The sequence below is a fragment of the Paenibacillus sp. VTT E-133291 genome (assembly GCF_002264395.1).
Lineage (GTDB): Bacteria > Bacillota > Bacilli > Paenibacillales > Paenibacillaceae > Paenibacillus_AQ > Paenibacillus_AQ nitricinens.
Window position 1 is genome coordinate 1 of record NZ_NFVA01000135.1, and the last position, 12,553, is coordinate 12,553.

Here is a 12,553-nt window from a genome sequence, read left to right on the forward strand (position 1 = left end):
GTTCGCCTGAAAGCTTTCCGAAGGAAAGCTCGCATCGGAAGCATATGCTGTCTCCGGATGTTATCCGCTGATAGCGGAAAAATCAAAAACATCTGGAGACAACAGCGACCGAAAGTCCAAACATTCCCGCAGTTACGCCCCATCACCATATTCATCACCCTACCATCAATTCAGCTTCAAGATCGAAGCATTATCAACAAAAGTAGCTGTATTAAAAAGCATCAATACATCCTTGATCTCATTCTGAGCCATATACTCACTGATACTTCCGTTATAATAACGAATGTCGATCACGTGGATTTCCGGTACATGCTGAGTCAGGAAAGGGATCACACTATGTGCATAAGAGTCTTTGATGACAAGCAGCTTCTCCTGTTTGACCACTTTAGGATCAAGCTGGCTTGTGATTTTCATGAGAGCATGAACGCCGCCAAGGAAATAAGAATACTTATCTTTTTTCGCCAGATAGCTTGGATCGTACATACTTGATAAAGTCTCATTAGTATCCACAATGTGCATCTTGGTGGATACATCATGAACAGGTTTATACATTTGAATGGAATCTGGCGCCACTCCGTTAAATTGACTCCGCGTATGGTAGCTTCCAAGGAACGAATCGCTTACCGTCTCAATCTCGAATTCGCTCTGGGACAGAGGTTGCCATCCCATACTTTTAGCATAAGCTACGTAAGCCAAATAAGCACCGTAGGTTGTCCAGTGATGATCGGTCCGATAATAAAGGGGCTCTGCGGCATGTGGAGCAAGAACATCAAATCCATTAATAAAAGTTAAACTATCCCCTACATCCTTAGCAATCGTTTGATTCACCTCGGCTTGCGAATATACGGGTGCTAGCCAGGGCAGACGTTCGTTGTACAAGCCTACCGATGTCGGCGCAAGCAGAAAGGTCATTTTGGCTGCTGCATTTTTATCGGCAAAACGTCTCACAGCCGCTGCATATTGCTGAACCTTATTGTGATCAGGTGCCTCGAATTTTTCGAATAAGTAGCCGTCTTTCCCCTTATAAATTCCGTTATTCTCTTGCTGCAACCTCATTTGCTCCACTGCCGATTTCACCCATACCCATTTGGCTCGAAAAGGGAAGTGATCGGTTACGAAGCTTTCCGCCTCTTCCGCGTAGGTGTGGGATAATAAATTGTCCCATGTCAGTTGGGGAGCGCTTTGCAAATATCGGTTTTCTAGCTCAGAGAAACGTTGAACTGGCAATAAGAAAAAGGTTATACCCACCAGAAACAGCGTCGCGACAAATCCCGCCACTAGTATTCGATCCGTCCTCTGCTTCATAAACAATCACCCCCTAGAATCGGAAATATAAGAATGGGTTAAAGGTAGCATCCACTAAATAAGCGACAGATAGGAAGAACAGCATGCCATACCAAACTAGAGAAGGAATCGATCTATCATCCATACGCTTGGAGAGTTTCAAAGGTACGGATGCTAAAGTTAGTACCACAAGTAGAATCGCGTTTGTGTATGTAAAGTATAAAGTAGTGGTATTCCACAATGGCTGACCGTTAAAGCCAAGCATCGCTTGCAAGTAACTAAGCACCAATGGAAGTTCTTCAAAGGCGAACAAGACCCATCCGATGAGAATAAGCACAATGGCATAGAGATGCCTAACCCATTGCGGTAGGCGGCTCAGTAGCTTTAAACCCCACCATTTTTCGAAGATAAGAATAATCCCAAAGTATAATCCCCAGAGTAGAAAATTCCAGCTTGCTCCGTGCCAGATTCCCGTCAACAGCCAGACAATGAGGATATTGCGCACCTGAATGCCTAAACCCCGGCGGTTGCCTCCAAGCGGGATATATACGTAGTCACGAAACCAACTGCTAAGGGAAATATGCCATCTCCGCCAGAAGTCGGTAATGCTCTGTGAAATATAAGGTTTGTTGAAGTTCTCGTTAAAGCGGAAGCCGAACATAAGTCCGAGGCCAATCGCCATATCCGAATATCCACTGAAATCAAAATAGATCTGAAAAGCAAATGCAATAATGCCAATCCAAGCGGTTAAAGCAGGCATGGAATCTAGATTGGAGCTGGAAACGGTGTGCCAAAGCAAACCGATGTTATTGGCAAGCAGCACTTTTTTGGCTAGTCCGATAATGAATCTTCGCACACCCGCTGCGAACATGGAGATATCCACCGAACGCGCTCGTAATTGTTCTGCAATGGTGTTGTATTGAACGATAGGCCCGGCTACTAATTGTGGGAACAAGGCTACAAACGTACCGAAATCAATCCAATTCCGCTGTGCTTTAGCAGTTCCTCTGTAAACGTCAATGATGTAGGACATGGATTGAAAAGTATAGAACGAAATCCCAATAGGTAGTGGTAAATCAGTTAATGGGATATGAGTACCGAGGAGTTCGTTTACATTTTGGATGAGAAAATCTGCATATTTGAAATACGACAATAAGCCCAGGTTAATAACCATAGAGCTAACCACAATCCACTTGCGCTGTACCGTAGTCAGCTTCGGTCTACTAAGAAGTAGACCAAAGCCGTAATCGGTAATGGTGGACAGCAACATAATTACAATGTAGACCGGTTCGCCCCAAGCATAAAACACCAGACTGCTTAAGAACAATATGAGGTTTTTGATTCGCCAAGGCGAAACATAGTAGAGTGCAAGGACAGCCGGCAGAAACAGGAATAGAAAGAGTAGGCTGCTGAATACCATCGCTAGTTATTTTTTAGTAAACAAGGTATCAAATTCAGTCACCAGCTGATCAGCACTCTCCGAAATCACGAATAAGATGTAATTTCCTTTTGTGACCAGCTTATAATTTTGGGCGTTCTCATACTGATCCGGAAGATATTGTTCGAATTGCTTTTGAATATCAGTCGCACGCTCTTTGACGGCGGTTTCGACAGTAGAGATATCTTTTGCATCTTTAACTTTTAAAATGGCAATTTCGTTACTTTTCACATTCATCATTGGCATTCTAATGCTATAATCTTCAAGTAATGATGGAGCTAGATGGTACAGCTGAGCCACCATATCTTCTTCAACTTCCATTAATGAAGGCTGTTCCACTTTTGCGAGCATCTCGTCGATCATTTCTTTCGGCGTCAGATTGGTTTCGACAACGGCTTCATTGTTACCACTGGAACAGGCGCTAAGCACTACACTTAATACAATAGTTAACGCTAGAATGAAGGTATGTTTTTTCAATTAGGTCACTCTCCTTGGTGTGTTTGATCTATATTTCTCTAGTTAACTAACGTAAAGAGCCTATAGAATGTTGCGGGACACTATCTTTCGAATACTTTACCCCAATTTAGTGGAAATATGTTCGAAGAAAAAGGTCATGCAAAGATCTTCCTCTCTTAGCTTGCGCAATGGTTGGTTATACTGTTAATGTTAGATAGATAGTTTTGAATAGAAGGGGATTGAACGGAATGATCGAAGAACTGAACAATAATGGACTACCGGAGAATTACGAGGAATTAAAGAAAGCTGCCAACCGCTCTGCGGATTGGAGAGCCCGTCTAGAAGCTGTTGAAGAACTGGGACAGACTAACCACAAACAAATTATCGATATCCTGACGCGTTTAATGGAGAGCGATCCTGTATATACAGTTCAAGAAGCAGCTTACCTTAAACTGAAGGCATTCGGCGAAGATGTTAAAGCACCGTCCAAGAATAAACCGGAGCTAGTAAAAGGCGTATCCAAAATACTCCTGAGAATCAAGAAGAGCTTGCCAAGAGATCATTCGTACGAAGATTTCAAAGAGAAGCTGAAGAAGATGAGAATCGACGTGTACGATATTTACGAAGGCGAAAAGGGCGCTGACTTTGACGCTTGGCTGATGAAGATGTGGAATTCCTCGAACAAGTAAAGGATGACAACATGCAAATTAACAAATTAATTGAACAATTTCAAGAATACCTTAAGCTTTCCGCTGAATTACGTCCTGACTATATTGCAAGCTTAGGCCAAGGTGATAATGAAGCGAAGATTACGTCGGTTTTCCCGGAAACCCCTGCACTGCTGAAGGCAATTTATAACACGGTTTCAGGCACAAGCAGTGAGGAAGAAGAACCAAGTCTGATCGAATTTATTCCAGGGTATCGTCTAATTCATATTAATGAATATGAAGCAGAGATGAAGATTTTAGCTGGAATATTGGAGGAAAAAGGCCATCAAGTGGATGGAGTTATCTTGCCGATCTTAACGAACTACGGCAGCGACTTCATTTGTTACTATAAATCTGCAGATGGTGTGGAGCGCGTATGTGACCTGCTGCATGATTTTGGGGATCTGATTGTCATGTATGAATCACCTGAAAAGTTCCTGGAGACTTTATGTGAGTTCTACAAGCAGGAGGTTTATTTCCTGGATGAAGAGGGTTACCTCGATTGCGATTTAGTAAAAGAGGGCGAAGTAGGCGCGGCTCTAAACCCCGATGCGAAATATTGGTCTGAGTAACAAGCTGGTACCCTATAAAGAAGAGCAGCAGTCCTATTACGGACCAGCTGCTCTTTGTTTATTCAATATCTACTGTTATGTTACTCCTGCGCGGCACGTTTCTCCTGCTCACGAAGCTCTACTCTCCGTATTTTTCCGGAGGTCGTCTTCGGAAGATCTGGAATGAACTCGATTTTGCGTGGATATTTATAAGGTGCGGTCCACTCTTTAACATGGGATTGCAGCTCCTTCACAAGCTCTGGAGAAGCGGCGGTCTCATCTTTTAGTACAATAAAAGCTTTAACGATATGTCCGCGGATTTCATCCGGACTTGCAACGACCGCGCATTCCTTAACCGAAGCATGTTTCATAAGGGCTTCTTCTACTTCGAAAGGACCTATGGTGTAACCCGAGCTAATGATAATGTCATCTCCACGGCCCTCGAACCAGAAATAACCCTCTTCATCTTTCCGTGCCCGGTCACCAGTTATGAAGAACTCGCCGTGAGTAGAGCTTTCTTTTCTGCCGGGGTCTTTGTAATAGGTATGGAATAACGCTGGCATACTTAAGTGCACTGCGATGTCTCCAACAACTCCAGCAGGTAACGGAATGCCGTCCTCATCTACCACTTCAACTAGACCCGGAGCAATAGATTTACCCATAGAACCTATTCGAATTGGAGTATCTTTGAGAGTGCCGATTATAAGCGTACTTTCTGTTTGACCGTAACCATCACGAATCGTGATATTGAATTCACGCTGGAAGGTGTTGATGACCTCTTGATTCAAAGGCTCTCCAGCGGAAACCGCGCAGCGAAGGCGGGACAAGTCATACTGATTGAGATTTTCTAATTTGGCCATCAAGCGATATTCGGTTGGCGTACAGCATAATACCTCGATGTTATGATCTTGTAGCAGCTGCAAATATTTTTTGGGATGAAAAGATCCGCTATATACAAAACCGGTCGCCCCGTTGCCAAGGACGGTTAGGAAGGGGCTCCAGATCCACTTTTGCCAGCCTGGTGCTGCTGTCGCCCAAACGGTGTCGGTTTCTTTGATATCGAGCCATTGAGGCGATGTGATTCGTAGGTGAGCATAACCCCAGCCATGACTGTGAACGACTGCTTTAGGGTTGCCAGTTGTGCCAGAGGTATAGGCCAAGATCGCCATATCGTCCCGGTGGCTTTCGACTGCTGTGAATTTATCGGACTGATCAATCATTAGGCCTTCCAGATCTAGCCATCCATGACCGAGCTCTTCAGGGTCGCCGGATACGGAAAGACGGTAATCCAGAGCAGGCAGATCGTCCGAGATTTTATTAACTTCATCTGTGACCTCAGACCAGGCAATAACAGCTCTGGCTTCGGAATGCCGTAGACGATAAGATAAATCCTTGGCGCGAAGCATTTCTGATGAAGGGATAATGGCAAGTCCTAGCTTCAGACATGCTAAATAAATGACATAAGCGATGATTCGACGGGGAACCATTACGAGAACACGATCCCCTTGCTGAAGGCCGAGTGCTGCGAGCCCTCCGGCAAGTTGGTTAGCTTGCTTGCGAAGATCTCCGTAAGTGATCTCCTCGTAGTCTCCTTGTTCATTCAACCACTTAAGCGCAATCTTTTCCGGAGTATGGCGTTCCATTTCCGAAGTGAGATTGTAGTACTCAGGTGCGATCCACTGCTGATTATCCAATATGAACCTCTCCTATATAAAACAAGATGTGTATAACGGTTATGCTTAGTATAGCACGTTATCCTAGTACCAGGTACTAGTACCTTGATGCTTAAATTTGATATCATAGGGTTTAGAAGGTTAAGATAACTTGTGTAAATATAAATCCAGAAAGTGAGAACTATGTTATGAATCACACAACTTTTGATGAAATATTCGCTATTATGGAAGCCTCTTTTCCTACCTCCGAGATCAGAACCTATGAGGGACAACAGGAGTTATTGGATGTTCCACATTACCGATTGATTACCGAAGTGAATGCTGAGGGGAAAATCATTGCTTTTATAGCTTGCTGGGAGTTTCCAGGATTTCGATTTGTAGAACATATCGCAGTGGACCCAAGTATTAGAGGTGGAGGCGTTGGTAAAAAGCTGATGGAGGAGTATATCCGTCAGTCAGGCAAGCCTGTGCTTCTTGAAGTTGAACCGCCACTGGGTGAAATGGAGCAACGGAGAATTGGCTTTTATGAGCGACTGGGCTTCCACTTAAATCCTTATGCGTATGTGCAGCCCCCTCTGCGTGAGGGAAATGCTGACTTACCGCTTCAAATCATGACTTACCCTAACCCTGTCGATGAGGAAGAATTCGATCTTTATCGAGAAATTTTATATACAGAAGTGTATAAGGTTACAACACCGTATCAAGGCTAATCTCTAACAGCAATCCATACGATCCTTTTTAGGATAAGTGGGTTGCTGTTTTTATTTTATATAAATGATTGATTTCATGATTTTTTTCTTTACAAAATGGGTACAAGTTAGAAACAACTTAGAGACATAATCTTATTTCGTTTGAGCTAAAGTAAGAACAAAGATTGAACTTCTAAGGAGGATTTACTTATGAAAAATAAAAAAATACTTATAGCAACAATGGTATTTGGGATGGCAGTCACAGGATCAGCTGGTGTGTACGCGGGCACTAAACTTCAGAAAATTACGGCATACCTCAATCACAGCATTGGATTTAAGGTGAATGGCACAGCTTATACACCAGTAGATAATAAAGGAAACTCATTAGCGCCAATTACTTATAACAATACAACCTATCTTCCTGTACGTGCGATTGCTGATGTGATGAAGGTGCCAGTGACCTTTGATGCGGTGAACAATCAGGTTATTCTGGGTACTGGAACTGTGGTGCCGGATAAAGATACATTAACACCAGTACAGTACAGCAACGCTCAAAAAGAACAAATTTCTAAAGCTTTTGCAAATTTCGATGGGTTTAAAACGGTTTATGCACCAGCACAAATGGTGAGTGGTGACGCTTTTCAAAAAGCAGCTAGCTCTGAAGATGGAGTGTACTTATTGTTCAACCATATGAGGGTGAACGTTTCTCCACGTGACTACTCCTATGATTACAAAGGCGATACCGTAAAGCTTTCCAATGGTACAGAAGCCAAGTGGTACAGCCCCTCCAGTGACTCGTTGTTCTTGACCTATAAACTGGATGATCGTTTTGTTACGATTAGTTCCCCGAATAAAACACTGAGTAAGACGCAATTAGAAAAAGTAGCAGTGAATGTAGTGAAATGGACGAAATAAGCCCTCATTAGCACCTATCTTTGTGCCTTAAAAAGTAAAGCAGCAAGTCTCCCGTAGTTGGAGTGGCTTGCTGCTTTTTTTGTCGTGTTTGGGAGTCAATGATTTAAACGCTTTTACTTACTGTGCTGTTTATTTGGCAGCTTTTGACTTGGTGTACTTTTACCATGGTTTTCTTTATTCTTTTCAGCTTTCTTTTGGGTGTCATGTACTTTTTCTACAAAAGCATGAGTATCGTCCATGTTTATCCTCCTTGAATGGCAACCTTGCCGTTACTGTAACCACTTTTGCAGGAATACATACACGATGTACTTTACAAACTTCTATGTTTATAAAGACATTGCGAAAATATTTAATAGTTACTATAAATGGATGCAAGCATTTCATAGAACAGTAAGGGAGACTGATTATGAACAGGTTATTTAAACAAGCTGTATCCATGACCTTAGCTTTCGTTATGGTACTGGGAATTACATTCACAGGAATACCAGCTTATGCTGAAGACAGCAATGGGGATGCTGGACTACTGCAATTACAATCGTTAGAGCCTGTTACATTATTGGCAGGGAATTCTACGTGGAAGTATCTAGATCACGGAACAGATCAAGGGACGGTATGGCGGTCCGTGTACGACGATTCAACATGGGCGTCTGGCCAAGCACCGCTTGGGTATAAAGATAATGGAACCGGAGTCAGCAGCAAGCAATTTGGTGCTCTGAACACAAATATAAGCTACGGTTCTAATAAGAGTTTGAAATATCGTACTTCTTACTTCCGTACAAACGTAACGGTGAATAAGGAAGAGATTGCGAAATCCGATAAAATCTTGGGTAATTTCGCATTTGATGACGGAGCAGTACTATATTTGAACGGTAAAGAAATCTACCGTGAGGCTATGCCAGCGGGCGAAATTAATTTTCAAACAAAGAGTTCAACTAACTTAAGTGATCCAAACGAATATACTAAGGTAGACCTTACCGAAGTAGTAAAGGCTAACTTGAAGGACGGAAGTAATGAGCTTTCAGCTGAGGTGCATCAGTCGAGTGATGGTAGCTCTGACCTCTATTGGGATATGAACCTGATTGCTTATCCGGTAGTAGAACCTGTAGAACCTGGTGTTGGTAAGCCTGAGTCCATCGCACTGACTTTTAACGGAAACCCTCAGACTAGTATGGGATTCAACTGGTATGCACCTGAGAGTGTGACGGGTACCAAACTGGAAGTAGTAGAAGCTTCTAAATTAGTGGACGGTCAGTTCCCGGTAGGTGCTCAAGCTTACGAAGGAACATCGGTTACAACAAGCGTGTATATGACAAAAGCGGATAAGTCAGCTAAAAAACCAGTTGTACTGACTAGCCATAAGGTCATTGCTGATCATTTGCAGCCGGGAACGGAGTATGCTTACCGTGCTGGGGATGGACAAGCTGACAATTGGAGTGACATCGGAACGTTTACAACAGAAAGCTCCAGTAATCAGGCATTTAAGTTCTTATATACAACGGACTCTCAAGGAACAACTGAAGGTGATTTTGATATTTGGAATCATACCCTTCAAGAGGGCTTGGCTAAATTCCCGACAAGTGAATTCATTCTGAATTCCGGTGATTTGGTAGACAACGGTGATATTGAGGAGCAATGGGGATGGTTCTTCAATAAACCAAAGGATATTCTAGCAAATATTCCATTGGTTCCACTGGTAGGTAATCATGAAAGTAAGAGTTATAGCAATTACACAACTCATTTTAATTTACCTAATGTCTCGAATACGGGGGCAAAACCAGACGGCTCTGTATATTCTTTTGACTACGGTTCAGCACACTTTATGGTTATTAATACAGAATACTATGGTGCTAGCTCGAATCTTGAGAATAACGAAATTTACAATAAACAAGTAGAGTGGCTGCGCAGTGAAGCTGCGAAAAGCGATCAGAAGTGGAAAGTTGTGCTCTTGCATAAATCGCCTTATTCTGTTGCCAGTCACACAAATGATACAGATGTACTCTATTACAGAGCTAATTTGACAAAGGTATTTGATGAGCTTGGTATTGACATGGTTATCGGAGGACATGACCACACCTATACTAGAAGCTATCAAATGTACAACAATCAGCCGTTGACGGATATTAAGCCGGATACAAACGGAGTGGTAAATGATCCTAAAGGTACGCTATACCTGATTACAAATGCAGCGGGCAATAAAAAATATAATGTCGGCGCAGGTCCGTTTCCTTTTGCCGCTAAATACGAGCAGCCTGGTAAGGAAATGTTCACAGGAATGACTGTAACGAATAATGAATTTTCATACGAAGCCTACACCACGACAACTGGTGGAACTACCGACTTGTATGATAAATACAGCATTCATAAATCTGACGTAGCTGTTAAACCTGTGCAAAATGCAAAAGCTACTGTAGCAGATGGCGGTAAAATCACGTTAACTTGGGATGCGCCTGCATCTGGCGCACCAGTGTCAGGATATCGCATTTATGAGCAAAATGATCTGGTATCTGCAAACTGGACGGTCAGTGTTCCTAATACGGAAGGTCAAACTTCTTATAGTTACACTGTAGAAAATACTAATCCGAACCAAACCTATCAATTTGTTATCAAAGCTGTAAGTGACAGAACGAATTCTGAAGCTACTATTGTTTCTACAGATTCGATCAAAAAAGTTACAGTTACCTTTCATGGTGATCCAGTAAGTGCAAAAGGATTCACTTGGTACACAGCGTTGAAATCTGCAGGAAGCGACTTGCAGGTTGTAGAGAATACGGGCGTTACTCCAGACTTTACAAAAGCTGCTGAGTTTACAGGCCGTTCAGCTGTTTCCAGAAATTCAAAGGATGAATTAGTTCATAAAGCTGAAGCTTCTGGCCTTAAGGCGGATACGAAATACTACTTCCGTGTAGGTGATAAAGCACTAGGGTTGTGGAGTGCAGTGGGAACTTTCGAAACGGCTGCTAAGACAGGTGCATTTACTTTTATCGACCTGGCGGACACACAAGCTAAGACGGAAGATGAGGCTATTCTTTCTGGAGAAACGATGGCAAAAGCACTTACGACATTCCCGAATGCTGAGTTTGTGGCGATTAACGGAGATATCGTAGATACTGGAACCAATGAATCACAATGGAATTGGTTGCTTGGCCATTCACAGGAAACCTTGCTCAATACGACTATTGTTCCGGTTGCGGGGAACCATGAGGATAAAGCGAATGCCTTCTATGAGCACTACAATATTAAGGAAGCCGCAGGCTCACCAACAGAAACGGGAGCATACTATTCCTATGATTACAGCAATGCGCACTTTGTAGTCTTGAACACGAATGAAAATTCGGATGAATATGCTAACTTCAGCAAAGCACAGTTGGATTGGATGAAGGCCGATGTAAAAGCAGCGAAGGCTGCTGGGGCGAAGTGGATTATCGTCGCTATGCATAAAGGACCATACACAACCTCTAACCACGCTACTGACAAAGATATTATGGGTGCTAATGGAGAAAGAGCGAAGGTCGCTCCAATGATGGCTGAACTGGGTATTGACTTGGTTCTTCAAGGCCACGACCATATTTATGCACGGACGAAGCCAATCAAGGCTGACGGAACTGCAGCAGACACAGTAAAGATCAAGGAAAGCTTTAATGGTCAAACTGTGGAGTACACAGTAAACCCAGATGGAACGATCTATCTGATTCCAGCTACAGCAGGAGCAAAGGTTTACTACAAGAACATGAAACCTGAGTTGGGAGATGCGTATTATAATCTCTTTGAAGTAGCCAATGAGAATACAGCTGCTAAATACGGAGCGGACCCAAGTGATGCTACGCGTCCAATGCGCGGTCAAGTTCAGACCTTTGTGGGTATCACTGTAGATGCAGGGAAGCTGACAGCTGTATCTTATGAGATTGATCAGAATGTTAATGAGGCTAAACCATATGTTCTTGAAGAGTTCGGTATTGTTAAGGGCGATGAGAATGGTGGAGTTACACCGACACCAACGCCAACAACAGAGCCGACAACAGCACCAACAACAGCACCAACAACAGGGCCATCAACAACGACACCAACAACAAAACCGACAGCAACACCAACACCAACAGTAGCGCCAACAGCTACACCAGCACCGACAACGGCACCTTCACCAACTGCAACGCCAGTTAACAAGCCGACTTTAACGGATACTAGCAATCACTGGGCAGCAGCAGTTATTGAGAAAGCAGTAGCAGCTGGCTTCGTTAGCGGGTATCCGGATGATACTTTCCGTCCGAATCAGAAAGTGAATCGGGTTGAATTTATCACAATGCTGGCACGTGCATTACAATTGCCGGACAGTGGTGACACATCAAGCTTTAAAGATGCTGCGAAGATTCCAGCATGGGCTAAGTCTTTTGTAGCACAGGCTGTATCTCTGCAAATTATCAGTGGCTATGATGATGGGACATTCCGTCCTACACAGGAGCTAACACGTACAGAGTTAGCAGTTATGGTTGTTCGTGCTCTTGGTATTACATTAGATCCGAAAGCGACATTAACCTTCAATGATGCTAAGGATGTACCTGCATGGGCTGTACCGTATATTGCAGCAGCAGCGAAATCAGGCCTTGTGAATGGTATAGGGCAGAATAAATTTGCACCTAACCAGAAGGCAACAAGAGCAGAGGCTGTTACCATAATCCTTGCATTATTAGAAAAAGGGCAGAAATAATCTAGTAACAGGGTGAAAAGAACTTAAGCTCAATAAGTATTGAACAAAGGGGTCTCAGCATATCGGCTGGGCCTCTTTTGTGTTTCAATAACTTTTTACAAATAACACTTGCAATGAATCTCTATACATGATATATTC

General features: G+C 43.1%; 10 protein-coding genes. 5 read left to right on the forward strand and 5 right to left on the reverse strand.

Annotated elements, in window-relative coordinates; all coding sequences use genetic code 11:
• Positions 1-165 precede the first annotated feature (165 nt).
• The 3 genes from CA598_RS29530 to CA598_RS29540 are packed head-to-tail and all read right to left on the reverse strand — an operon-like array spanning position 166 to position 3,199.
• Positions 166-1,305 (reverse strand): DHHW family protein, encoded by a 1,140-nt coding sequence (locus CA598_RS29530; protein WP_094878791.1) that lies wholly within the window; start codon positions 1,303-1,305, stop codon positions 166-168.
• Between the two features lie 13 nt (positions 1,306-1,318).
• Positions 1,319-2,704 (reverse strand): MBOAT family O-acyltransferase, encoded by a 1,386-nt coding sequence (locus CA598_RS29535; protein WP_094874622.1) that lies wholly within the window; start codon positions 2,702-2,704, stop codon positions 1,319-1,321.
• A gap of 6 nt (positions 2,705-2,710) precedes the next feature.
• Positions 2,711-3,199, reverse strand: a complete 489-nt coding sequence (locus tag CA598_RS29540; RefSeq protein ID WP_094874621.1) for a DUF4358 domain-containing protein — start codon at positions 3,197-3,199, stop codon at positions 2,711-2,713.
• 227 nt (positions 3,200-3,426) lie between these two features.
• On the opposite strand from CA598_RS29540, the gene CA598_RS29545 reads away from it, so the two are divergent.
• Both CA598_RS29545 and CA598_RS29550 read left to right on the forward strand, forming a co-directional pair.
• Positions 3,427-3,867 carry a HEAT repeat domain-containing protein gene (locus tag CA598_RS29545; protein ID WP_042184977.1) on the forward strand — a complete coding sequence of 147 codons (441 nt, stop codon included), beginning with the start codon at positions 3,427-3,429 and terminating at the stop codon, positions 3,865-3,867.
• Positions 3,868-3,878: 11 nt separating this feature from the next.
• On the forward strand, positions 3,879-4,457 hold the full coding sequence (locus tag CA598_RS29550; RefSeq protein ID WP_094874620.1) for an SMI1/KNR4 family protein: 579 nt from the start codon (positions 3,879-3,881) through the stop codon (positions 4,455-4,457).
• Between the two features lie 80 nt (positions 4,458-4,537).
• On the opposite strand, the gene mbcS is transcribed toward CA598_RS29550, so the two are convergent.
• Positions 4,538-6,133, reverse strand: coding sequence for an acyl-CoA synthetase MbcS (mbcS, locus tag CA598_RS29555; protein ID WP_094878792.1), 1,596 nt, complete (start codon positions 6,131-6,133; stop codon positions 4,538-4,540).
• Between the two features lie 164 nt (positions 6,134-6,297).
• Here mbcS and CA598_RS29560 point away from each other — a divergent pair, with 164 nt between their 5' ends.
• Together CA598_RS29560 and CA598_RS29565 are read left to right on the forward strand one after the other, a co-directional pair.
• Entirely contained in the window at positions 6,298-6,819 is a 522-nt protein-coding gene (locus CA598_RS29560; RefSeq protein ID WP_094878793.1) for a GNAT family N-acetyltransferase, read from the forward strand.
• Between the two features lie 189 nt (positions 6,820-7,008).
• The gene (locus CA598_RS29565; RefSeq protein ID WP_094878794.1) at positions 7,009-7,713 is read left to right on the forward strand and encodes a stalk domain-containing protein; all 705 of its coding nucleotides are present in this window, start codon (positions 7,009-7,011) and stop codon (positions 7,711-7,713) included.
• Positions 7,714-7,826: 113 nt separating this feature from the next.
• Here the strand turns inward: CA598_RS29565 and CA598_RS29570 are convergent, their stop codons facing one another.
• The gene (locus CA598_RS29570) at positions 7,827-7,952 is read right to left on the reverse strand and encodes a DUF4023 domain-containing protein (RefSeq protein WP_052404154.1); all 126 of its coding nucleotides are present in this window, start codon (positions 7,950-7,952) and stop codon (positions 7,827-7,829) included.
• A gap of 167 nt (positions 7,953-8,119) precedes the next feature.
• On the opposite strand from CA598_RS29570, the gene CA598_RS29575 reads away from it, so the two are divergent.
• The gene (locus CA598_RS29575; RefSeq protein ID WP_094878795.1) at positions 8,120-12,415 is read left to right on the forward strand and encodes an S-layer homology domain-containing protein; all 4,296 of its coding nucleotides are present in this window, start codon (positions 8,120-8,122) and stop codon (positions 12,413-12,415) included.
• Positions 12,416-12,553: the final 138 nt, after the last annotated feature.